Consider the following 22,924-nt stretch of genomic DNA (forward strand, 5'->3'; position numbering starts at 1 on the left):
AAGGCATATTGCACCACCCTGATACTGCCACGGACGCAAGAGCGTCGTCCCAATGGCAGTGTTGATCCGCTTAACGCCAATCCAGGGAATCTGGATCACACCACTTCGTGGCCGACCAAGGCCGAAGCCGCCGCGTAAGTCCGTGGCTTGTTCCTCGCATGGATTTTTCCGATCTTCTGGATAGTGGACGACACGGGTGAGCTTCCCTCGGTTTTTCACCTTCCACAGGTCCCGAGTTATGCAGCGGCATCCTTGGTCTGCTGAGCTTTGATCCAGTCTTGCAGAAACTGAACCGGCGGTACGAAGCCGAGCGACGAATGACGACGACTGCGGTTATAAAACACTTCCAAGTATTCAAACAAGTCTGCTGTCGCCTCCTGATGCGTCCGGTAGCGTGTCGCATGGACGCGCTCGTTTTTCAGGCTGTTAAAAAAGATTTCCGTCGGCGCGTTGACGCTCCTATGTCAAGCAACGTACGCCGAATCGGCCAGATCGGCCAGGATGAGCGGGTACGGTAATCCCCCCGCTTTTAACGCGAAGCAGAAGTAGAGACTATGCCGCGGCCATCAGCCGCTGTTTCGGCGTGATGCCGCCAAGGCCCATGTTGGGGCGCTCGTGATTGTATTGCCACATCCATTCCGTTGCGAAGTGCTGCACGTGCGCCAGGTCATCCCAGTAGTACTGCGACAGCCACTCATAGCGTACCGTCCGATTGAAGCGCTCGACGTAGGCATTCTGCTGCGGCTTGCCAGGCTGGATGTAGTTCAACGCAATACCGTGCGCCGACGCCCATTGCGTGATCGCGTCACTCAGGTACTCCGGACCGTTGTCGCACCTTATAGCCGCCGGTTTTCCCCGCCACTCGATGATCTGTTCCAACGCCCGTATGACACGGGCAGAGGGTAGCGAGAAGTCGATCTCGATTCCCAATGCCTCCCGATTGAAGTCGTCTATCACGTTGAGCAGCCGGATACTGCGACCGTCCTTCAGCTGGTCGTGCATGAAATCCATCGACCACACCGCATTCACCGACACCGGCACGACCAACGGCTCCGGGGCCTGCCGCACAAGCCGCTTACGCGGCTTGATGCGCAGATTCAGTTCGAGCTCGCGATAGATGCGATAAATCCGCTTGTGGTTCCACCTGAAGCCCTTCACGTTGCGCAGGTACAGGAAACACAGCCCGAATCCCCAGTTACGGTGGTTGTCGGTCAGCCTCAGCAACCAGTCAGCGATCTGATCGTTCTCCGCATTGCGCTTTCGCTCATAGCGGAAACAGGTCTGGCTTACGCCAAATGCCTCGCATGCAAGCCGGATCGATACGCCTCGGCGTGCTACTGCGTCCCTGGCCATCTCGCGGCGAGAAGATGGCCTCAGTCTTTTTTTGCCAGTGCCTCCGCGACGATCTCAGCCTTGATCTTCTCTTCAACGTACATCTTGCGCAGTCGTGCGTTCTCAGCCTCCAGCTCCTTCATCCGCGCCATCAGCGACACGTCCATGCCGCCGTACTTGCCGCGCCAGTTGTAGAAGGTCGCCGTGCTGATCCCCAGCTCCCGGCAAATCTCCGGTACCGCCAGCCCGGATTCCGCCCGCTTGAGCGCATCCATGATCTGGCTATCCGTGAACTTCGACTTCTTCATTGCGTAGAACTCCCTTTGCTGGAAATTCTACTTCTGATCCCGCTTACCGGACGGGGGCATTACCATAGATCATCGCAACGTGACCCGAGTGCGATTTGCGCGCGACGCAGCGCATCGTTCAGGAATGCCTCGATGTCGTCGCCTCTGATCACCGTCTGGCTCTGCACACCGCCTGCGCACGCTTCTCATGCGGTTGACCCTGATCGACCCGGATGAGACACTCACAATTCCAGATTCGATTGACCGCTCTTGCACTGAAACCGGAAGCTGCTCCTCGAAGCTTCGATTTACTGCTGCTTCGTGACCTATCTCACAGGCGCAATTGAACTGATCCCGAGAGATCACGCTGTCGTCGCTAAGAAACACGTCCGCAGACGAACGCCGAAACGTAGTTCGGCGTAGGATGACCTCCGACCCCAACTCCGCGTTGTGGAAGAAAGTTGCCTTCAGGGAAGGCACTGGCTATTCTGACCAGCAGTGCTCGTTCGTTGGGATACTTCACGTCATAACGCATGAGATTTCGATGTACGTTATATCCATCATGCTCGTTACGGGCCACTGAGAGAGGCTTAATTTGGATTCGGCCGACGCCAAATTCCTTCGCTTTCGCACTTAGCTCTTGAGCCAGCGACCGCGCGAACTCAAACCGCGCCTCCTCTCCTTCTCCTTCGCACCAGAGAATGTCTAGGCTCACCCCGTCGTAGCTATTCCGAACGATTTTTTTGGTTCGATCGATAGGAGTAGAAACTGTTGCCACCGCAGTCGCCGTTCCAACTTTCAGAGGGGTAAATTTCAACGCGGCAAAAGCCGGCCCTGTGTTAGTCTCCGCGTAAGTACCTCGCTTCTCCTTAACGTAGAGCTTCCATATGCGGGATCCGACGCGAGCCATTATATCGCCAACGTCGCCTCCTTTCTCAAGTTCGTCATGTAGTACGTTGGCATACTCGCTGTCGCTCGGCGCAAGATCACCGGCCGTTGTTGCGTATTGGATGAGTGTATTTGGCCCAGTGCGAATCGAAACGGCTTCGTTGTATGCTACTTCTTCATCTACCGGGTTTTCTCGACAATTATCCAGCGCGATAACCAACGCGACATTCCGATCGTCAGTCAGCTTCTGTAACGTGACGGCCAAATCGTTGGAGTTTTGTCGAAAAAACTTGTACTTTTCGTTTGCTGAAACTTTGTTGATTTTAGTTTGGTCGAACTTGAAAAGCACGGGAACAGTGAAAGACCGTCCATGAAACTGAAAACCATGGCCCGAGTAGAATACAAATACGATTGACCCCTTTGGGATGTTCGATAGGAAAGAACCAAAAGAGGAAATCTTTTTGTTGAATTCGTCGTATTGCAGATTACAGTAATCGAAGACCTCGAACCCGTTTTTTTGCAGGCTATTCTTGATCAAATTAGCGTCCTGACACGGTGTTCTCAGATCATGCGAATAGCCGTCTTTTGCAATCTCATCGTACTTTCCATTAAGATTGTAGTCCCAATTCCCAACTAATAAGGCCATCCGCCGTGGAGCGCCATCTTGGCAAAAGGCGCTCAACGATATCATCGAGACAAACAAAAAGGTCACGAATTTCATCATAGAGGCTCTCATCGCCTGTCTCCCGACGATCCTAAGGAAGCTACGATTCAACTTACGCTTGCAAACCTTGTTCAAACAGCCGCGCTTCAAGCTCTCTTCGCGTCAATAAGCCTTTCATCTCAGGCTTGCCGTCCCACAAGTGCTTCATTTTCCTGATTTGTGTGGGAATCTTTTCATAATGCTCCTCGTTCATTAAAAGGCGAATCTCCCTCATCTCTCTATACTGCGGTTTATCACTTTGAAAGCCGCCGCCTCCGCGGTTATATACCAGCGAAACCAGTGCGCCCCGGCTATCCTCGGGAAGAGAGGCAGCGTTCGGCAATCTCCTGATCGTTTCACCTACATATAGAGGGAGCAACCGACTGCGAAATTGAGGAGCGGCTAGGGACCATGGTATGGATACGGAGGAGAACTCCCCGAGACGCGTCTTAGCGGCGGCGCCGCGCAACTTACAAGCTCTCTCCAAGATGGCCAATTGACTCGGGGCCAGGATATCTTTCCAATCTTGTCTCAGCCATTCAGCTGTCACATAGCCGAGATCGTAGCCAAAAGCCATTGTTACACCAGAATTTCCGCCGGGCCAAATCGGACGTTCAAGCTTTTTTTTGTATTGCGACTCACCGGTTACCTCGGAGAGGATTATGAGATTTTCAGCGTCTTTTGATATAGGAAGGTCGCTCGGCTTAGTCCGAGGGGCTATAGCCCTCGTTATGGTTACATCGTACATTTCTTCAAGAATTATGTTCGCGCCGGTAGCTGCTCCGTTCATTAATTGTGGAGTTTGTATTACCTTCGCAAGAAGGTCTTGAAAGGATGAAGTAGATGCAAATGCCGGCATTGCACCACTTGCCCCTAAGGCAAGGGCAAGAAAGTTGAATTCGCGTCTTGTTAGCATTGTCACTCCTTCGCGGTCCTAGGGCGAAGCATCTGCTTCCCATCAAAATCGGCCTTCGTCTGCTAGTCAGCTAACCTCGAGATCCGCGAAGCTACGCAACGCGCTTCGCCTGTTGCCCGAAGATGGTGATGCACGTCGCCCGACCGGTGTTCGCATCGCCCATCCTCCGCCTCCTCTTTATTACGTTAGCTTTCATCCAGTTTAGAAGGCGAAAGAAAACTTTGACAAAACATTATTTGCAAGAGAGTGTGTGGCACCGCACGGAACTAACAGCCTCTGTTCGGCCTTGCCTTGACCGGCCGCGCCTCTCCGTTAATTGCCAATCGGTGTGCAATCAACGAAATCATTGCGTGAACGGCAACACGCGACCGCCACCCGTTACTCCATCTAGTGACGCTTTGATGGCAGCTACCTAGCTACAACGGTCACTCGCGCGGGCACGTCTGTGGAAGAGTGTTCGCCAGAGCCAAATAGCAACCTTGCCCACGCTATCGAACGTAGGGAGACGTGCCTTACTGGATCTCGCGGAAATCCGCGCACGCGTGCGTGAGTTGTGCTCGCAACTCGTCCGTCAGGTGCGCGAATGATACAGCCGTTCCAACGGCACGCATCCTGATTCGCCGAATGGCGCGTTGGCCGTTAATTGCTCATCAGTGTGCAATCAACGACAGCGTTACGCGAGTGGCAACCTTCAGCGGTCAGTCCAGGGCCCATTAACCCTGCGGCGCATGCCCGAGCAAAGTGGACGTTCGTGGGAATGAAGCCAACGGATTTTTCGTCGAGCCTTTGCAGATGCTAGGTGATTTTTCACGCTTTGTGCCTCGCGCACGTAGCGTCCGCTTCCAACGTGGGGTCGATCGTAAGATCTCTATTAATGACTGAGTTTGCAGATTTCTAACGTGCGACCTAAGCTCTGAAAGCTGAACGCAAGATCAAGCCGATCGTCGATTCGCTGCAACGACGGAGGACGCAATGGCTTTTTCGTACGGATGGATGGAGTCGATTGTCGCATTCGTCCTACTCGTTTGCGTAGCGGGCTGTGGCGGAGGCAGCGGTGATAACAATGAAGCCCCCTCCGACAAGGCTCCCATTGTGATAGGTCAGAGTGTGCCGACGTCAGTAGCAAGTTTAATTAAATCAATTCACACCGCATCGTTGACGATAACTCCCGGGGAGAAGATTGAACGGCAAACCAACGGCACGTTCCCGGTCCTCGTTGCAACAGATATGGATAACACCCCTTATTTGTTGGCAATCGGTAATTCAGACGGGGTAATGGACGTCGATAGCACCTCCGTGTCGTTAGTGCGCGTCGGGCTTGATCTTGTGCAGCCGCCCGGGGAAATGACAAACCTCCAAATCAATCAAGCTATTTCCGAGTCGCCCAGCTACAACAGTCTGCGGCTCAGCGTAGAAGCGGCGCTTGAGTCGGTACGATCCCCGTTGCTCGATGATGGCGTCGTTACGAAGGCGTGGGACGTAATAAGAGAAATGCTAGGTTCGCTAGGATCAAGCGTGAACAACGTGCGATATGCTGTGCATGCATCTAGTCCCGTTTCGCCACCATTGCCATTCTACCTAATCAACAATTCCGAGCCTTACGCTAGATTCTGGTTGGATGATATACCCGGGACGCTCGCGACCAGAGCTAGAAATCAGACCTTTATATCGTGGAGTCTAACGAGCGAGCAAGAAAACGGCGCCTTGATCGACACGAAGGTCGCTTCCCCCTTGACAACGACGTCACTTCAACTAATTGCGTATTACGGCGGAAGTGCGTCGACGACAGACGTAACAGGTGTAGAGCCGAGATTTACTCTTATCCTATCGCAAAATACCGAAACCAGGAACCTAAACGGCATAGGATCAGCGCTCAAATATTATTTGTTTATAGTTTCGGCTACGATTGGCTATTATCCAAATGGGGATACGAATAACTGCATTCTCGGAGTGGTATCGTCGATTTTTAACGAGAAATTTCCAGACTTTGCAGCGCAGCCCAATGCCACCTCTGCTGCGGAATATTTCGCAAAACTTTTGCCAGCCAGCGGCGATGAAGTCTATAAAAAATTTTCCCAATGTGGCAAACTGCCTACCCCAACGCAGATATTCGGCTCGACCATTGGAGCGATCTGGCGCGCCTTGAATCTTACCCGCTCGTTCGTGAACACAGTCGGCACGGTTGGCGAAACTTTTAACTATTGGACGTATGAGTCTTCCTTCGTAGTGTGCAAGCACAGCGGCAACATCGTGACTTGCAATGACAATAAGGTAGAACTGTCGCAGGCCGCATGCACCAAGACGTACCCAACTCCCGGCGGTTCTCCTCTCTACAGCGTAACAGTTTCGGGAAACGCAGAGTCGTCGGATTTACGGGACTTAATGGAGCTACGATTTGGTAGCCGCTCTTGCTTTGGGTGCCACGGTGGCGGGACAATCACGTGCTCCAAAGGTTGGATGGGCACGCATCTTGACGGCGGCGGTCTGGGATTTATCCCGGCATGTGTGCGCAGCGGGACGGATGCAAGCACGGATGCAAACTTGGATTTCTCGTACGCTGGCGGCTTGACGCCCGTTTCTGCTGATGAAATGGCGAGCATCCCGGAATTGGTTACTGCTTGTCTTTTTAATCAGGTCGGCAACCATGAGCCGATCTGCGTTACTAAGCCATTGGTGTGTCCATCGTGATTGAATAAGCGCAGGCATTCGCGACCGTGGAAGTCGATTGTCGGTAACGCTCGCCTGTCGTCCCCTTAGCCAAGGTGACGGCGGCCTGTCGCGGTTCGAAAGGTATCCACCTAAGGTCGATATCAGACTAAAGCAGCCATTCAAGTGACTGTTCTGCGTCACAAGCGAACGGCCGGAAATGGCCGCGAGCTGCCCGACGAGGGCGACGTCGTCGGCGCGCCCAGCGGAACTGGGCGTCCTCCCGGCAGGCTGGAGGTGACACAATTAATTCGCGCGGTCAAAACCTTTGCGCTGCAAGGGCCTCGGTCCTCAGCGGGATCGCGCGGGCGCGAATTGACACATTTATTGTCGCAACGGTGACAGTTTTACTACGGTCTACGACCGACTCACGGCGACTGCCGCGATCAATCGCTACATCATCACGTTCTTCCGCAGGCAGAAGTTCCGACTGGACTGACGGTCGAGCGAGAATCATAGACAGCTATAAAAAGGGCTATTGGATGAGCACAACCGGCTATGACGAAGATGAAGATCTGGAAGCGTTTCACGCTACAGATCCGAACGACCCCCGGACCATGGAATGCGACACGTGGGCCGCGCGGGAAGTGGCACGGATCTCCGCCGCCCAGCCGGACAGCGACGCTGTAATCATCCGGATCGAGCCGAATGCGGTGTGGCGATCGACAGGCGCGGGTTTTATTGGCCCCTTCTGGCTTCCTGCAGGTCGCTATCACAGTCCGCAACCGGGGTGGGCCTACCATTGCGCTGTGCTGTCGCAGGGAATTGTGCGCGATGAACTGTATCCGAACGGCCTTCCGCTTGAGGCCTACAAGCGGATTTTCAAGCACTGGGAAGATCTGGAATTTACTCCGGTAGCTTGACTGACAGGCCTGAGCTGATCGGGCGGCCGGACCGGACCGTGTTCGTTCGATCGGCAGCGGCACGAATCACGCTCCAGCGAACAAACAGGGTGACAGTATATGGAGCTTGCAGAAGCGCCTCGCGCGCTTGAACTCGACGTGTCCGCAAGGATGCAGTTGGCCTCGGGCTTACTGTGCAGTCTCAAGCTGGAAATGGACCGCTACTCGCGTGGTCTGCTGGGTCAGCCGTTTCTGGATGACTGGATGGGCAGTCAGGATACGTGCGCTTACTGGGGCGACGAACTGTTGCGTCTTGTGATTCCGTTTCTCGGCTGGGAGCGTCGAAGCGGCGACGCATTCCAGGCGTACGTCGATTCGCGTTACGTCCTCGGCGCGAGTATCAAGGGATTTCCCGAGCATATCCCCCAGGACAAGGTGCAGGATCGCATCACGCGATACGCCAGCGTCTTCGGCACGCGGGACAATGCACTCTATATCTGGTACCGGCCTTTGGGCATTCTGACGGCGCATGAGGGGAAGCACCGCGTCGCATTTATGCGCGCGCACGACCAGCCAGCGATCGCTGCGTGGGTACGAGAGGCGACCTACCCCTCTGCCGATCGCATCGTTATTGTTCAGCCCGATGATCGCCAGGGCGAATGGCTTGCGGTGCTTGACGGTCGGTATGTCCAGTTGTTACGACGCCCGCGCGTATCGCGCATGATGCTGGAGGCCTATGGCGTCAAGGTCTGCCGATGGCGTGACCTGACTGACACGCCCAGCAGGGAGTCCGTTCTGCGCGAGATCTACCGGACCGGCTTGCACCGACAGCCGCAGACGATATCGGAGGAAGAGCGTACGCTCGATCTCGACAAGCTGAAGCAGCAAGAACGCGTCGATGATGAATGCGTCAGCCGGAACATCTTCGAACTGAAGCCCTATCGATGCTCGTGGTTACGCCTCGGAATAGCGACGACATTCGCCTTCATCCTGTCACTTGTTCTATGGTTGCTGCCGTGGCCTGTCTTGCGGCCTGGCGCATTGATCTGTTCGGGAATCGCTTTTGGCTTGCTCAGCGGACCGTCGATGCTTCACTTCGTCGGTCCGCGTCGCGTTGCTGCCGGATCTGCCGGGCGCGACGTGTAGCTGTCGCACGCCAGGCCCGGCTGCTCTGGCACACGCCTCAATGGCATCACTCCATCGTGTTCCACGCATGCACCGCGTCTTCGATACGCAGGTACTGTCCCGTTTCGAGTCCACATTTCTGGCATCCGAATTGATGCCGCTCGTCCTCGGGGCGGGTGTACTCCGGCACATGATGATGCACTGGTCCTTTGCAATGTGGGCATGGCCTCGCTGTTCCTTCCGTCACAGGCAGCTTGGCGGACAGTTCAGTCTCAAGCTTGAAAACCACAATGCCCTTACTCGGGTCCACGAAAGTATCGTGACGCACGAGCGTTTCACCCGCGTCGAATTCAAACTGTCTGACATACAGCGACAGGACGTCCTGCAGCTGTATCTCGACCCATCGTAGCTCAGTCTTCTTTTCTGATGTCGTCATTATCAGTTTGGTGTTGTCGTTTAGGTTTTAGGTCTAGTCGATCATTTGTCCGAGATTTGGCGGTCGCGTGTCCGCGTCGTTCAAGAGGTGGCGAATTGGACCACTCATAGGTCTTTACGCGTAACGCTATCGACCTGGCGTCGTTCCGCGCTGGCATATCTATCCCAGACTCGTAGATTATGCACTAAGCGAATCCGTGCATAAACTATGACGGAGAACGTTGTAATTAATGGTGCGATCAGTGAAAGGTAAGCGAGCAATTCCGCAGTGAAGAGGTCGATCGCAGAGAAAAAATATAATATTACGGTTGTCAAGATTGCAAAAAAGCTGACGTATCCGATCAATCGTCCTTGCTTGCATCCGCACTCAAAATAATCTCGCCGAATTGTCCGCGCAATCTGTTCATTCTGATCCGGTTCAAGTTCGGAAAGATTTACATGGATTATTCTAATACCTTTTCCCCATGCGTGTAACCGTCGAAAATCGGACGTCGTGGAAATCATAAATGTCACGCTGCGTGGATTGCCGTGGCATGATGAGCAGCTTTTGAACTTCGGCATAAGACTCTCAACTCGAAGTCGGTTGCGGCTGAAACGCTATTGTCGCGATAATTACTATTATCACGCGAGTCGTGCTCCGCCAACATCTGCGGTAGCGGGCGACTTTGTGGGCCGGTTTGGAGCGCTTCGAAAGGCCTTATACGTGCGAACCGGTTCATCATCAAGTCGTTCTGACGAGCATATATCGGATGTTCGTCCATGGATAAGCCGCGAGGCTCGGCGACGGACTCTCGTCGCTGGGCCAAATGTTGGCAAAAGCACAGACTGTCGTATTTCCAATACCGCCACGCTGCGTTTTCGCCTACGTTTAACCAAATGCCAGCCTTGGCGTCACTCCCGTTGGGTCATGCAACTCCTGAAGTCGGATGTCGGACAAGCCTGACATTATCTTTTTCGAGAGGTCTACAATGCCACTGACCGTCGAGCAGCAAGAGAGCATAAGGCAGGAAGAAACAATACGTGCCAATGTCCAGAAGGAAATTGCAGAAGCTGGCGCACCCAAATCCAGATTCGCCAAAATCAACGGTTTCCTTGAGACAAAGGTTGGTTTTTGGTTGCTGGCTACGGTTCTTACTGGTTTGGTAACTGCGGCCTATGGGCAAATACAGATTTATTTGAGCCGGACGCCTGAATCAGGGCCAGCATACGACCAGCATATTGTTGACGAAATTCGACGTATTACCGAGGAGTTAATGACTGTCTACGCTGTTACCGGGATGGGAGTAAAAAAAGACACATTCGATAAACGGGTTGACCGGTACAACCAGATTATCGGAAGTATCGATGCGATTATCATTATGTCTGAGAGTCGGAGTGTGCCAGATCCTGCAACACAAAAGGTACTAAAGTCCAGTTTATCAGAATGGCAAGGCAACAAGAGGTCTCCGCCACCCTCTCAAGCGGATGCACTTTACATGGCTGCAACAGAGTGTGCAACGGAACGACATGTCGCGGGGCCAATGCGACTCCCCGACTCGACGTCTTCTTTAGATTCAAACACTCCTGACAGTGTTGCCGACTTGCTTCAAGTGTCTGCGGCGATTGCGTTACTGAGAGACACCGATTGCGTCCACGGATTGAATAATGCCGAGGTCGCTGTCAATAAGAGCATGACTTTTTATTACCTATCTCGAGCGCTCCATTACGAAAACGATCGGCAGCGTCGAAATGTAGATCCAATGGTGAAGGTCAGTCCGCTTTGACGAAATTCGGCCTCACAGATTATTGAATAACGCAGTTGAGTCGATTACTACGATGATTTCGCATGGTGACTACTTCGGTTAAAACTCACCATTTCGATCGTTTTCTCTGAAAGACATCAGGTAAGTTGATCGAAGCGATCGTCCTCAGCCTACAAAGTCGAGTGACCGCAACTGGGCCGGGCCCGGAAATACGAGATCGTCTAGAACAGCGCGATCTCAGGTCGAAAGCCGAACTTCCATGGACTACCCGTTTCGGTCAGTCACCATTGCAAATTACTGCCGTCTGGCTACACGTGACCGACAGTCATTCACGTCGGGTTTGGCCCCGCATAGAAGCCCGAAGGCTAACGGCTCCCTATCTGCTCCAGCGGAACGATATCCATGAGGTATCGCTCGGAACTAACCTTCGCTTCATAGAGCGTTACGAGACTCCCTCGCTGCTCAAGCAAACCTTTCGCATAGTCACGGTCTGCGTTTGGCATCAGGTAGCCGAAGATGACGCCCTCTAGCAGGATCCGCGGATACTTTGCTGAGCGCTCCTTGGGGTTCTGGTGGAAGTTGACGACGCGGTATTCGTGCTCGTACCGCCAGCCCTCGTACTTAGTCAGGAATATTTTCCTGAATTGTTGCTCGTTGTTCGAGCTATCGAAATAATCGACAACGGGATACGTCGAGCTGTATTCAACTAACTCTGCATGCTGAAAAAAATCGAGAGCCTTAAACTTAAGGCACATCCCCTTATGCTTATCCGCGTAGTGATAGTACATTACTGGATCGCGCTCGCACTCAGATAAGCAGAGCACACCAACAAGGCGATCACGGATATCTGCCGCGAGCGCTTTGTGGCCTATTGCGCAAACCTCTTCAGTTAACGACGGATACTGCTTCTCATACGCGCGATACCGCGCTTTCAGCTCCTTGCCTCGCAGGCTCGGGAAGTTACGCGATACAAGTGACCGGAACACGGTGTGGCGGAACTCGTCACGTTCTTCCGGTGTGCCGCCTTCGAAACGGAATACTGGCCTACAGTCCATCGGATCGTTGAAGTCTACCGGAGCCGTAAACCATAGTGCCGAATCGGTGAGGAGATTAGCAAAACGCTCGTTGCGCTTTGCGTCGGCCGCGTCACGCAACGGTGTGTACTTGTACAGATAATCAGGCGGCATGATGGTCTCCGGACGCGCAACGTCATGAGCCAAGCTGATAGACGACAACCCATACACTGAGAAGGATAGCGAAGCTGTATCGGCCAGCACACAGACTGGTGGCAATAAGGCGACGGCATCGATGGGAAGACGTCTCAAAATCAACAATATGCACAAGTGACGGTGTCACGGGAAGTTGCATTCCCGGTCAATCCTATGTCACATGGCACATTGCTACAGATGGTCGAAAAGTACAAGGCAGTAGGACTTACAGATCGCGGCCAAGTCGTCTTCTGGGCGTTCGTCATCATTGGTGGTCTTCTTCTCTTGCTCCTTCCTTCGTGAAGCGTAGCGCGCTACCTAGCGAATGTTTGAAGCCTGTGAGCGATTGTTCTGTAGCCTAACCTTGTATGGCGTATGGCGGGATGGATGTCTAGCATCAATGGAGGGAACCCAAAGGGAGTAGCAAGTCAATCAGAGACGCATGGAGGAGTGGCTACTCGGCGGAGCCGCCCCCAATGCGCACATCGTAACGTTAAAGTACATAGAGACATTCGCGGCCGCGTAGATTTGAACGAGAGGAAAGGGATCTGAAGCTGCCTCGCAAACCTCAATGCCTGAATGTCATCTCAGGCGGAACTGCTCTTGTCGGGAATCCGGCAGGTTGCGGAGTGAACCGGCCGTTGGAGTGCTCGCTTCGAGTGTTGCGCGAATGGCAATTATTGGCCGCACTTTGCCGGATGACGTGGAGACGAGCCGCTCGCCGGTGAAACTTTTATTTCGCTTAGCTTAAGTCTTTGTCCAGCAAGCGTTCGCGGTCGCCGTTGAGTCCGGCGGTCGTGGAGTGACACATTTATCGTCGCGACGTTGACGGTTTTATTGCGGTCTACGTTCGTCGAAGACTCGAAAATTGTCGACGATTCATGCGACGATGTCGAACGACCGGTTGTGGCCGGTTGGGTGAGGTCGCCAACGGCTGCTTAGTGGCACTCCAGTCAGCCAAATCTGGATTTGGCCGACTGACCGGTTTGAAGAAAGTTGTCTGACAGGAGTGGGTCGGGAGTACGCACTGCCGACCGGCCGCTTCCAGGAAGCAGACTCCCACTGGCCGCTTTCCCGCGAATAGATTTTACGAGCGCGCTGACACAATCGGACCCTGAGCGGACCTCGAGATTTTCCGGAAACAGCCGTTCATGCTAGGGTAACGCCACTTATCGACGGGGCGATGTAAATGAACGTCATCGAAATTAAATCTTGCGACTCCCAGACAGTGCTGACGTTGTCACCGCATAGCCGGAACCCCGACGAGGTTCTGTTTCTGGCCAAGATTTCGGCGGCCCCGTTTTCAGGCGAAGTTCTTGCGTCCACTTACGTTAACGGTCCGCCGACAACGCTGTTTGATGACATGGCAACGTCGTGGACTGGCTGGAGCGGCTCGAAGGATTGGCATGCGATCGACGGTGACCTGTCATTTGGAGCAACAATCACTTCTCTAGGGAATGTGACGTTAGTCGTAGAGATGAGCGCAAATTCTGGCGACGACACTCTCAAAGCAACATTGAAAATTGAGGCTGGCAGCCTTGATCGCATTGCCCACGACGTGCGTTCTATTTTTCGATCTGCATGAGAGCCTTCTACAGAAGTTGTGTCGGGTGTGCGTATCATGCAAGAAGCATATCCCGACCCATAGCGGACCTCCGGCTTTCTCGTTTGCGGACGGTCGTAGTTCCTCTGTTCGGGCCGGCAGAGTTCCAGACCAGGCAGAGGTTTTGGCATTGAAGTTTCATGGAGCACCTCGGCAGGCCAGTTCAGACTGCCCTGCACCGACCACTGAGCAGTTATCTAAGACGGTCGCGTCGCGGGAGAACCCTCGATGTCACCTCACAAAATCACGAGCTATTTCGGCGCACCGTTCAAGGCATGAGCACGCACCTCTTTTTCCCAGGCTGAAGAAGAATTCTCGTCGCGATAGGACCGCTGCAGTATTTCACCTGGTCCAGCTTCGACATATCAAACAGGAAGCCACGCGCCGTCTTTGTGACCGTCACGACATCATCGTCCAGCATCGGATATCTAGTCGTAGTACCGGAGACGATGGGTGTACCCTTGACCAGGCCGGAATCTATGGTGCAATTCGTCGCGAGACCTTGGGTGGGAACGCTAGACAGATACGAAAAGCTGACGATGACACCATTGGACTGCTTCACCTCAAGATCGTGAGACACCTCTTTCTGGTCAACAGAGCATTCGAGACTGTTCAGGTCTTTGACTGCCGCTTGCGCATTGCCAGCAAGCACAATTGCTACACAAAGCACAGTTCCGGTTCTCCGCACAATCATGTTCCTTTCACATCATTGACGATATCTGCGATGCTCTTCGCCGCCCCTCGCTTTGAAGGGTTACAGGTGAGTCCAGTCGGCAGCGGAGAGACCAGCCATGAAGTAGAAGCATCAGTGCACCTCTCCCGCCATGGTCTTCCACCGCGATTTGAGAAACGTCGAATGCCACCAATGCTTAGGTATTTTGATTCATGAACGGGGGAAGTTTGCCTGCCGGGATTGTCGCCATTCTAGCCCTCAGCGTCCAATGTCCCATTATGGCCGGCAGTCCTCCATGGGGTCCAGGCAAATGACGATTCTCTGGACGCCTTACAGGGCGATAGAATATCGCAGCATCAGGTCGCTCAGTTCAAAAACCGTAACTCACCGTAACCGCGAGATGACAACTGATCCCACCGAACCGCTTCGCTTGTCGGCGCGGCGCAGCGATCTGCGCATGCCGGTCGAAAAACTTCCCTACCCGATCGGCGAGGGAGACTCTCGTGAGTCACCTGGCGAGAATCGTCTATGGGGATTAGTCGGCGACCAGGCCGTCTTTCAGCATATCGAGTTGTGGCCACATACCGAGAACAGTAACCACAACGAGGAGGCAGCCAGAAACGGACGCATGAACGGTGAGTTATACGCTGGGTTGAAAGATGCCTTCGGCAGGATTAGCGCGATCGAGGTTGGCGCCTTGGGATCGGATGCATCAATGACGACCGCCGCGGAACTCTCCAGCTTTCACACTTTGCAGAGGTGGGTGCCAAGCGTTGCGGATGGTCGCCATCTGTTCGTGTTCCGCTCCCGTGACGGAGAATGGGCCGGCTTTCGCTGGCGCGAAGAAAGTTTCCGGTTTCGAAGGGCTTCGCTGGTAGGGTTCTCCTTAACCTCCCTAATGCCTGCAAGAAGCTCTGGAGGATTTCAAGTCTGGGTCGGCTGCGTGCCGCGTTCGGAGCCGGGACCTCATGCAAAAGATAAATTCGTGGAGGCAAGCTCCTGTTATCTGTATGACCGCTGGACGGCGGAAGTAGGGTTTGCGCTGCTATCCGTCATGATCTGCGCGGCGAACTTCCTCGGCACAGCCTTGACCAGTCGTCAGTTTGCGGACGTTTGACAGCTTGAGACGGCGGCGCCAGGCATTGGCGACGTTGTAAGGCAGTTTTGCTCGCAGCAACCCGACTAGCGCGCAACGCGCTTGTCGCCTCACTTCGGCCAGACAACTTTCTTCAAACCGGTCAGTCAGCCAAATCCAGATTTTGCAGACCGGAGTGCCAATAAGCGGCCATTGGCGGCCTCACCCTATCGGCCAGAAGCGGCCGGTCGACAGGGTTATTTGGATCGTCAACAAACGAAGCTCACCCGTGGCGCACGCTTTCCGTTGCTTCCGTATGAATTTGACCCAGCATTTCTGCAATGAACCATCGGCGCTACGCTCAAGTTTCTCTCTGACGAGCCGTTAGATTTGATACGACAGTCTTTCACATGTGCCTTGAAAAAAGTTATGTGCGACGCTGCGTGGATCCGTCTGAGCGAAGTTCATTTCGACAACAATTATCCCTGCAATTGAGAAGCATGAAGGCGATTGTCGCGGTTCTCATCTTAAGCGTTGTTCTATGCGGATGCGCTTCGGCAGTCAGCGAACGGGTGGCCACCAATTACACTAGGGTCGGTGCGGCAGCCGAGCGTCGCGGCGATTGGGACACCGCACGTCGAGCTTTTGCCCGTGCAACCCTAAACGCTGATCAAGCGGGCTTGCCTCCAGCGAGCAGGGCTATCGCACATTACGAATACGGGCGTTCGTTGGGCGTCACCTGTTTCTTTGACGAATCCGAACGCGAACTTACCGCGGCTTACGAGTTTGACAAGCAAGCAGGTCAACCTCTTTTTCTGTCATTGATCGAACTGGCTCGGTTGAATCTGGACCAGAAGAAGTTTTCGCAATCCGCCGCATACTTCGAACGCGCAATGCCGTTCTTGGACGGAGCGAATGTCGCGGACAAAGCACCTGTTGCGTATTCCGATATTCTGAACGAGTACGCACGCGCCCTTGCTGGAGCAGGACGCTCCGCGGAAGCCAAACCGCTGACCGACCGCGCGACGGCGCTTCGAGACGCCGCGCTCAACAAGCGCTCGATTACCGATCGGACGCCGTACGGCAAATTCTGCAGCAAATCCTAACCGCTGGCACCTCTGCGCCTTCGCGGACACTTGCGAACGTCCGCTTCGGAATGCGCACGGACTCGACGCTGACGATTGGGATACGGTGGTGACCACTGTCGCATGAAGCACGCTAACAACGCGCGGATGCCAGCGCAAACATAAGCAAACCAAAACCAACACCCGCGCCACGAAACCAAAACACAGACGCCAGCACAGACGCAACAAAACCCCAAAAAGGCGAGCCGCCTCAGGCTGACAACAAAGTCGTCAACACACTGACCGTCCGCGCAGTCGCGCCCCGATGCCTTGCGGCGAACGCAGAAGCCGCCCCACTCATGGCCACCCGCCGCGCCTTGTCCTCAAAAAGCTCACGCAACACGCGCCCCAAGTCCGCTGGATCTTTCACCTGCACACAAGCGCCAGCAGCCACAGCATCCGCCGTCGCCTGCGTGAAATTGAACACATGCGGCCCGATCAGCACGGGCACACCCACACCACATGCCTCGATCAGATTCTGCCCGCCCAGCGGCAGCAGACTGCCGCCAATAAACGCAACGTCCGACGCGGCATAGTAAGCGCCCAACTCGCCCATCGAATCGCCGAGCAGCACCTTCACATCACGCGGCAAATCCGGCACGACAACTTCACCCGCAGCCGCCGCGCCCTCCGGCGCCCACGCCGAGCGTCGGACACACCGCAAACCCTTCTTCTCGACCAATGCCGCAACTTCATTGAACCGCTGCGGATGACGCGGCACGAGAATAAGCAGCGCATCGTCAATGCCAAGTGCCGCGAACGCCTGCAACACCAGTTCCTCTTCGCCCTCGCGCGTGCTCGCCGCCACCCACACCGGACGCGTACCGATGGCCGCGCGCCACGCATGCCCGCGCGCCGCCAGTTCCGGGGGCGTGCTCATGTCGAACTTCAGATTGCCAAGCACAGCGACATTGCGCGCGCCCAGCGCAGAAAGCCGTGTCGCATCCGACGGACTCTGCGCCAGCACGCGCGCAAACCCGCCGAACACGCCGCGCGTCGCACTGCCGAACTTCGCGGCGCGCCGATAAGAACGCTCCGACATCCGCGCATTCGTCAGCACCAGCGGCACGTCGGCGCGGCGGCACTCGTCGATCAGCGTCGGCCACACTTCCGTTTCCATCACGAGCCCGATGGACGGGCGCCACGCCCTCAAAAAACGCCGCACCGCGCGCGGCATGTCGTACGGCAGATAACAGCGCAGCACGCGATCGGCGAAGATCTGCTCGCCCGTCGCGCGGCCGCTCGGCGTCATGTGCGTGAGCAAAATGCTCGCGTCGGGCCGCGCCTTGAGCAACGCCTCGATGAGCGGCTGCGCGGCGCGCGTCTCGCCGACCGACACGGCGTGCACCCAGATCAACGGCGTATCGTCCTCGGGCACGCGGCCGCGCACGAAACCGAAACGCTCGCCGATATGCTCGCGATAGCCACGCTCCTTGCGCGAACGGATCAGAAGACGCAGCACCGCGAGCGGCGCGATCAGCCACCACAACGCGTTATAGACGGCCCTTAGCATCGGGCCTCCATGCGCGGCATCAGGAACGGCATGAAGACGGCCGCGCCTGCGGCGCCTCGCACCCTGTTCGCGGGAAAAAGCAGCGCGCCGCTCAAACCAGCGCCCTGCCCTTCAGCCGTTCGAGAATGCCAAGCGGCGCGCACTCTGGCTGCGCCATCGACTTGACGGGCAAGAAGAACGTCTGCTCCATCATGAACTGGCCGGACATCACCGCATGCGACGTCTGATCCGAGAAGCACACCCACACGCTGCCTGGCGGGAATGGCATCGTCACTTGCGGCGACGCCTTCTGGTAATCGAGATCGGCCTTCATGCCGTCGTGCAGGTTCAGCATCAGATGGTCGTACTCGCTGCGCGGCGACTTGGTCACATGCAGCAGATTCAGCAGCCATGCCGAGCCGGGCATCTGCGGCTTGATGCGCGGCAGGAAGCGCTTGGCCATATCCTCGAACGGCTCGCCGACGCGCCACACGCGCGGCGCGCCGTTCGGATTGATGTTCGTGAACACCCGCAGGATGCGCTCGCCATAGTTGGGACGGGACGGAAACGCGTCGACGTGCAGGCGGCTATCGTCCTTGCGCCACGACGTCTCGCGTGTCTCCACCTGATGCAGCCGCAGGCTCGTCGGCGCGACGCGCAGCTTGCCCTTGTACTCGGGAAACAGCCCGTCGACGAGCGAGCGCGCATTCGCCTGATAGCGCGCAATTAGCGCGCGCACGGCCGATTGCGTGACGGCATCGCCCAGCACGCCGTGCAGCGCGCCGCCGTTCGGCTCGAGACTGATGTTCTTACGCTTCGGATCGGCCAGCGCGGGATCGAGCAGCGCCCGTTCGCCGCCCTCGATCGCAAAAGCGAGATTCGGGAAATACAGCACCTTGCCGCGCTCGACGCCCGCGAGCAGGGTCTCGCGCGGCATCGACAAACCCTGGCCGTGCCAGTCGGCGCTCGGTACTTCGATGATCTGGGATTCGTTCATGATCGCCTTTTGAAAGCGGATAAAGCTGGGCGCACGTTGCGGCCGGCGGTGACTGACGTTCCATGAAGGCGGCCACCCGGCATCCGGCATAGTCCTGATTATGGGCTTCGGGATGCGTCGGCCGGCTGCCGGCGTCCCTCGGGCGGCGCTGGCAACCGGCATCCCACGATGCCCGCGCCGCCATTGCCGCACCGCGTCACAACAGGCCGAATTCCGCCAGCGCGGACTTTACCTGTTGCAGCGTCGGCGGCTGGCCAGCCGTGCCGAGATTCACGACGTTCGGCGACCAATAGCCGCCCGTGCGCCATGAAGTGGCGAAATTGTACAACTCGACCGTCGGGCGCTTCAGCGCGGCTGCGATGTGAACCAGACCTGTATCAACCCCGACCGTCGCCGCCGCGCCCTCGATCAGGCCGACGACGGCGGGAAGCGACAGCTTCGGCGGCACGATTGCGGCAGCGCCGAACTCTTTGGCGAGACGCTCGCTGGTCGCGCGCTCGGCGTCGCTGCCCCACGGCAGTACGATCGACGCGCCGCGCCGCACGAGCGACTGCCCCAGTTCGATCCACGCGGCATCAGGCCATTGCTTGTCGGCGCGAGACGTGGCGTGAACAAAAACCACGTAAGGCACGGGAAGATTCAGTTGGGCTTCGGACAGCGCGAGCGCGGCGCGCTGCGTGTCGAGTCCGAAGTCGATCTCGTCGGTGGGCTGGGGCGTGGGGTCGCCGAGCGCTGCCGCGACCAGTTGCCGCGTGCGCTCGACCACATGCGTGCGCGGCGGGATGGGCACGGAGCGGTCGTAGAAGAAGCGCACGGGCCATTCGTAGCCTGCGCCATCCGTCCGGTTGCCGAGACCGACTAGCGGCCCGCGCGCCATCTTCGCGACCCACGCGGTCTTGATGAGCCCCTGGCAGTCGATCACGAGATCGTAGTTTTCGGCGGCGAGCGCGCGGCGGAATGCGCCGATCTCGCGCCAGTTATCGACGGAGAGGATGCGCTTGCGCCAGCGCCGCAGCGACACGGGAATCGCGCGCCGGACGCCTTCGACCAGTTCGACCAGTTTGACGAAGCTCTCTTCGACGAGCCAGTCGATCTGCGCATCGGGATGGCGGCGGCGGATGTCGGCGATGGCCGGCATGTTGTGAACGACGTCGCCTAGCGACGACACTCTCACGATCAGGATCTTTTGCGCGCTCAAGAATGGGATTGCCGGGTTGAAGATGCTTTGAAGGAACGCAATTTTAGCGCGGTCTGGGGGAGGGGTTGGGGATGTGATTTTTTGGTGTTTGCTTTTGCTTTTTGCTTTTTGCTTTTGCCTTTTTGCTTTTGCGCTCGCATTCGCGGTTTTGGCGGCGTGGCGCGGGCGTTGGCCTTGGTTTGCTAGTGTTTGCGCTGGCATCCGCGATTCGTTAGCTCGCTTCAAGCGTCGCCCCTGTGCGGGGCGGCACCTACTTTTCTTTGCCGCCGCAAAGAAAAGTAGGCAAAAGAAAGCGGCTCACACCGCCAATTCTTGACGTTTGTCCACGGGCCCCCAACGTCCCCACACTTCGCACGGCAACGCCCTTGTTCGTGTGCGTTGCCAGCGCTTCGAATGAGCGCCTCACCCACTTCAAACACCCGTAGATGAGTTAGCGGCAGCGAATGGTCTGTGCCGCCCAGGTGGCAAACTGTGTGTAGGTTGTCGCGTCGTATAGCTTGGCGCTCTTATCGGGTGGGACGCGTGCGCTATTGGTCTGGAGTGAAGCATGTGGAGCACCGAGGGCCTACACACAGTTTGCCACCTGGGCGGCGATGGGCTGTCTGGCACGGCACGCTCAAACGCAGGTGCGTGAAGCGGGTGAGGCGCTCATTCAGAGCGTTGGCAACGAACGTGGGTCACGTGGTTGCCGCGTGAAGCGTGGGGCCGTCGGGGGCCCGTGGACAAACGTCAAGAATTGGCGGTGTGAGCCGCTTTCTTTTGCCTACTTTTCTTTGCGGCGGCAAAGAAAAGTAGGTGCCGCCCCGCACAGGGGCGACGCTTGAAGCGAGCTAACGAATCGCGGATGCCAGCGCAAACGCAAGCAAACCAAAACCAAACCAAAACCAAACCAAACCAGGCATCAACCACGACGCAAAGGCGAAAAACCCCCACCCCAGCGTCGCAGACAAAATAATGCTCAGAACGGCAACTTGGCGTCAGCCTTTTCAGCCAGAATCACGCGCCGAAAATCCTCCTGAATCCGCTTCAAAGCGACATCATTGTCAGCCTCAAACCGCATAACAACGACAGGCGTCGTATTAGAGGACCGCGCGAGCCCAAACCCATCCGGATACTCGACACGCAACCCGTCAATCGTCACAACCTGATCGGCGTCAGGAAACGTCGCACTCTTCTGCAACCGCGCGATCAGCTCAAAATTCTCGCCTTCCTGCAGCTTCAACTGCAATTCAGGCGTCGAATGCGAATTCGGCAGGTCATTGAGCAGCTTGCTCGGATCCGCCACACGGGCAAGGATTTCCAGCAACCGCGCACCGGTATAAAGCCCATCATCAAACCCATACCAGCGGTCCTTGAAGAACACGTGACCGCTCATCTCACCCGCCAGCGGGGCGCCAGTCTCCCGCAATTTCGCCTTTACGAGCGAATGCCCCGTCTTCCACATCAGCGGCTCGCCGCCCTTCTGCTTCACCCACGTCGCCAGATTGCGCGTGCACTTCACGTCATAGATGATCTGCGCGCCCTTGTTTCGCGACAACACCTCTTCCGCAAACAGCATCAACTGGCGATCCGGATAAATGATCTGGCCGTCCTTCGTGACCACGCCCAGACGGTCGCCGTCACCATCGAATGCGAAGCCGATCTCAGCATCCGTTTCCTTCAGCGCGCGGATAACGTCCTGCAGGTTTTCCGGGTGTGCCGGGTCCGGGTGGTGATTCGGGAAGTTGCCGTCGATCTCCGTGAACAGCTCGACCAGCTCGCAGCCCAGCGCCTTGAACAGGCGCGGCGCGAGACCGCCAGCGACGCCATTGCCCGTATCGACGACCAGCTTCAGCGGCCGCGCGAGCTTGATGTCGCTCGTGATGCGATCAAGATACGCATCGGCGATGTCGTACTCCTGATAAGTTCCGGCGCCGCTTTCGAAGCGGTTTTCCGTAATGCGCTTGTACAGCCCCTGAATCTGCTCGCCGTAGATGGCAGCGCCGCGCAGCACCATCTTGAAGCCGTTGTAGTCGGGCGGGTTGTGGCTGCCCGTGACGACGATGCACGAATCGACGCGGCGTTCGCCGCCATCGAGCTTGAGCGGCACGCTGGCCGCGAAATAACCGACGGGCGTCGGCACCATGCCGACGTTGACCACGTCGACACCCGCCGCGCGCAGTCCGTCCGACAGCGCCTGGATCAGCTCGGGACCGGAAAGCCGGCCGTCGCGCGCGACCACGACGGCATCGCCGCCCTGCGCGCGAACTTCGCTGCCGAATGCGCGACCGATCGAACGCGCAGTCTCGGCGTCGAGCGTCTTGCCGATCACTCCGCGGATGTCATATGCCTTGAATATGGATTGCGAGATCATGGATTGGCTCACTTACGTGCAATGGAAAATTTGGATGACACAGCGTGGTCATGGCACTGTGCCTTGCCGGAAGCGGTCCGGATACAACTTATAATTGCGCTTTTCAGCGTCGCCTTACTGGCACCATTCTAATGCTTAGATGCCCCAGGCTCACAAAGTTGCCGCATCGTTCGTTCGGCTGGGCGCGCCAAATTGCAGACCACACGCACCTCCCGTGCCCGCAGA

General features: G+C 56.4%; 17 protein-coding genes and 1 pseudogene. 7 read left to right on the forward strand and 11 right to left on the reverse strand.

The window, feature by feature from the left end; translation table 11 throughout:
• Window positions 1–236: 236 nt before the first annotated feature.
• The 4 genes and pseudogenes from C2L66_RS12155 to C2L66_RS12175 all read right to left on the reverse strand — a co-directional run.
• Window positions 237–452 (reverse strand): annotated as a pseudogene (locus tag C2L66_RS12155) (IS3 family transposase); the annotation flags it as partial.
• A 100-nt stretch (window positions 453–552) separates the two neighbouring features.
• A protein-coding gene (locus tag C2L66_RS12160) for an IS3 family transposase (protein WP_098021519.1) occupies window positions 553–1,640 on the reverse strand; the annotation gives its coding sequence in 2 pieces (ribosomal slippage) (window positions 553–1,379 and window positions 1,379–1,640; 1,089 coding nt in all).
• Window positions 1,641–1,995: 355 nt separating this feature from the next.
• Window positions 1,996–3,231, reverse strand: coding sequence for a caspase family protein (locus C2L66_RS12170; RefSeq protein WP_158512153.1), 1,236 nt, complete (start codon window positions 3,229–3,231; stop codon window positions 1,996–1,998).
• A 52-nt stretch (window positions 3,232–3,283) separates the two neighbouring features.
• The gene (locus C2L66_RS12175) at window positions 3,284–4,126 is read right to left on the reverse strand and encodes a glycoside hydrolase family protein (RefSeq protein WP_148654565.1); all 843 of its coding nucleotides are present in this window, start codon (window positions 4,124–4,126) and stop codon (window positions 3,284–3,286) included.
• Between the two features lie 972 nt (window positions 4,127–5,098).
• Here C2L66_RS12175 and C2L66_RS40620 point away from each other — a divergent pair.
• The 3 genes from C2L66_RS40620 (at window position 5,099) to C2L66_RS12185 (ending at window position 8,820) form a co-directional block, all read left to right on the forward strand.
• Window positions 5,099–6,814 carry a hypothetical protein gene (locus C2L66_RS40620; protein ID WP_148654564.1) on the forward strand — a complete coding sequence of 572 codons (1,716 nt, stop codon included), beginning with the start codon at window positions 5,099–5,101 and terminating at the stop codon, window positions 6,812–6,814.
• A 500-nt stretch (window positions 6,815–7,314) separates the two neighbouring features.
• Window positions 7,315–7,695, forward strand: a complete 381-nt coding sequence (locus C2L66_RS12180; protein WP_060599910.1) for a hypothetical protein — start codon at window positions 7,315–7,317, stop codon at window positions 7,693–7,695.
• 99 nt (window positions 7,696–7,794) lie between these two features.
• On the forward strand, window positions 7,795–8,820 hold the full coding sequence (locus C2L66_RS12185; protein ID WP_060599907.1) for a hypothetical protein: 1,026 nt from the start codon (window positions 7,795–7,797) through the stop codon (window positions 8,818–8,820).
• A gap of 46 nt (window positions 8,821–8,866) precedes the next feature.
• Here the strand turns inward: C2L66_RS12185 and C2L66_RS40625 are convergent, their stop codons facing one another.
• Entirely contained in the window at window positions 8,867–9,235 is a 369-nt protein-coding gene (locus C2L66_RS40625) for a hypothetical protein (RefSeq protein ID WP_148654563.1), read from the reverse strand.
• A gap of 967 nt (window positions 9,236–10,202) precedes the next feature.
• On the opposite strand from C2L66_RS40625, the gene C2L66_RS12195 reads away from it, so the two are divergent.
• Entirely contained in the window at window positions 10,203–10,997 is a 795-nt protein-coding gene (locus C2L66_RS12195; RefSeq protein WP_158660357.1) for a hypothetical protein, read from the forward strand.
• A gap of 344 nt (window positions 10,998–11,341) precedes the next feature.
• Here C2L66_RS12195 and C2L66_RS12200 read toward each other — a convergent pair whose 3' ends face one another.
• Window positions 11,342–12,163, reverse strand: coding sequence for a DUF2971 domain-containing protein (locus C2L66_RS12200; protein WP_148654561.1), 822 nt, complete (start codon window positions 12,161–12,163; stop codon window positions 11,342–11,344).
• A gap of 1,210 nt (window positions 12,164–13,373) precedes the next feature.
• Between C2L66_RS12200 and C2L66_RS40630 the strand changes: the two genes are divergently transcribed.
• Window positions 13,374–13,769, forward strand: a complete 396-nt coding sequence (locus C2L66_RS40630; RefSeq protein ID WP_060599901.1) for a DUF6228 family protein — start codon at window positions 13,374–13,376, stop codon at window positions 13,767–13,769.
• A 286-nt stretch (window positions 13,770–14,055) separates the two neighbouring features.
• Here C2L66_RS40630 and C2L66_RS12205 read toward each other — a convergent pair whose 3' ends face one another.
• Entirely contained in the window at window positions 14,056–14,481 is a 426-nt protein-coding gene (locus C2L66_RS12205) for a hypothetical protein (protein ID WP_060599898.1), read from the reverse strand.
• A 289-nt stretch (window positions 14,482–14,770) separates the two neighbouring features.
• Between C2L66_RS12205 and C2L66_RS12210 the strand changes: the two genes are divergently transcribed.
• Both C2L66_RS12210 and C2L66_RS12215 read left to right on the forward strand, forming a co-directional pair.
• Window positions 14,771–15,577, forward strand: coding sequence for a hypothetical protein (locus tag C2L66_RS12210; RefSeq protein WP_148654559.1), 807 nt, complete (start codon window positions 14,771–14,773; stop codon window positions 15,575–15,577).
• Window positions 15,578–16,035: 458 nt separating this feature from the next.
• Window positions 16,036–16,641, forward strand: a complete 606-nt coding sequence (locus C2L66_RS12215) for a hypothetical protein (protein ID WP_060599895.1) — start codon at window positions 16,036–16,038, stop codon at window positions 16,639–16,641.
• Window positions 16,642–16,870: 229 nt separating this feature from the next.
• Here C2L66_RS12215 and waaA read toward each other — a convergent pair whose 3' ends face one another.
• The 4 genes from waaA to C2L66_RS12235 all read right to left on the reverse strand — a co-directional run bounded on the left by waaA (window position 16,871) and on the right by C2L66_RS12235 (window position 22,699).
• Complete coding sequence (gene waaA / locus C2L66_RS12220) at window positions 16,871–18,172, reverse strand: lipid IV(A) 3-deoxy-D-manno-octulosonic acid transferase (protein WP_060599894.1); 1,302 nt, start codon at window positions 18,170–18,172, stop codon at window positions 16,871–16,873.
• Between the two features lie 91 nt (window positions 18,173–18,263).
• Window positions 18,264–19,148 (reverse strand): Kdo hydroxylase family protein, encoded by an 885-nt coding sequence (locus C2L66_RS12225; RefSeq protein ID WP_054928736.1) that lies wholly within the window; start codon window positions 19,146–19,148, stop codon window positions 18,264–18,266.
• Window positions 19,149–19,344: 196 nt separating this feature from the next.
• Window positions 19,345–20,346, reverse strand: coding sequence for a lipopolysaccharide heptosyltransferase I (gene waaC, locus C2L66_RS12230; protein WP_036003260.1), 1,002 nt, complete (start codon window positions 20,344–20,346; stop codon window positions 19,345–19,347).
• Between the two features lie 958 nt (window positions 20,347–21,304).
• Window positions 21,305–22,699 carry a phosphomannomutase/phosphoglucomutase gene (locus C2L66_RS12235; protein ID WP_060599893.1) on the reverse strand — a complete coding sequence of 465 codons (1,395 nt, stop codon included), beginning with the start codon at window positions 22,697–22,699 and terminating at the stop codon, window positions 21,305–21,307.
• Between the last annotated feature and the right edge of the window lie 225 nt (window positions 22,700–22,924).

Origin of the sequence: Paraburkholderia caribensis, assembly GCF_002902945.1 — a bacterium.
GTDB lineage: Bacteria > Pseudomonadota > Gammaproteobacteria > Burkholderiales > Burkholderiaceae > Paraburkholderia > Paraburkholderia caribensis.

What these genes read in the sequence shown, in the direction of transcription:
- C2L66_RS12170 (WP_158512153.1), bottom strand. Translation starts at nt 3,231, where the DNA reads ATGATGAAATTCGTGACCTTTTTGTTTGTCTCGATGATATCGTTGAGC.
- C2L66_RS12175 (WP_148654565.1), bottom strand. Translation starts at nt 4,126, where the DNA reads ATGCTAACAAGACGCGAATTCAACTTTCTTGCCCTTGCCTTAGGGGCA.
- C2L66_RS40620 (WP_148654564.1), top strand. Translation starts at nt 5,099, where the DNA reads ATGGCTTTTTCGTACGGATGGATGGAGTCGATTGTCGCATTCGTCCTA.
- C2L66_RS12180 (WP_060599910.1), top strand. Translation starts at nt 7,315, where the DNA reads ATGAGCACAACCGGCTATGACGAAGATGAAGATCTGGAAGCGTTTCAC.
- C2L66_RS12185 (WP_060599907.1), top strand. Translation starts at nt 7,795, where the DNA reads ATGGAGCTTGCAGAAGCGCCTCGCGCGCTTGAACTCGACGTGTCCGCA.
- C2L66_RS40625 (WP_148654563.1), bottom strand. Translation starts at nt 9,235, where the DNA reads ATGACGACATCAGAAAAGAAGACTGAGCTACGATGGGTCGAGATACAG.
- C2L66_RS12195 (WP_158660357.1), top strand. Translation starts at nt 10,203, where the DNA reads ATGCCACTGACCGTCGAGCAGCAAGAGAGCATAAGGCAGGAAGAAACA.
- C2L66_RS12200 (WP_148654561.1), bottom strand. Translation starts at nt 12,163, where the DNA reads ATGCCGCCTGATTATCTGTACAAGTACACACCGTTGCGTGACGCGGCC.
- C2L66_RS40630 (WP_060599901.1), top strand. Translation starts at nt 13,374, where the DNA reads ATGAACGTCATCGAAATTAAATCTTGCGACTCCCAGACAGTGCTGACG.
- C2L66_RS12205 (WP_060599898.1), bottom strand. Translation starts at nt 14,481, where the DNA reads ATGATTGTGCGGAGAACCGGAACTGTGCTTTGTGTAGCAATTGTGCTT.
- C2L66_RS12210 (WP_148654559.1), top strand. Translation starts at nt 14,771, where the DNA reads ATGACGATTCTCTGGACGCCTTACAGGGCGATAGAATATCGCAGCATC.
- C2L66_RS12215 (WP_060599895.1), top strand. Translation starts at nt 16,036, where the DNA reads ATGAAGGCGATTGTCGCGGTTCTCATCTTAAGCGTTGTTCTATGCGGA.
- waaA (WP_060599894.1), bottom strand. Translation starts at nt 18,172, where the DNA reads ATGCTAAGGGCCGTCTATAACGCGTTGTGGTGGCTGATCGCGCCGCTC.
- C2L66_RS12225 (WP_054928736.1), bottom strand. Translation starts at nt 19,148, where the DNA reads ATGAACGAATCCCAGATCATCGAAGTACCGAGCGCCGACTGGCACGGC.
- C2L66_RS12235 (WP_060599893.1), bottom strand. Translation starts at nt 22,699, where the DNA reads ATGATCTCGCAATCCATATTCAAGGCATATGACATCCGCGGAGTGATC.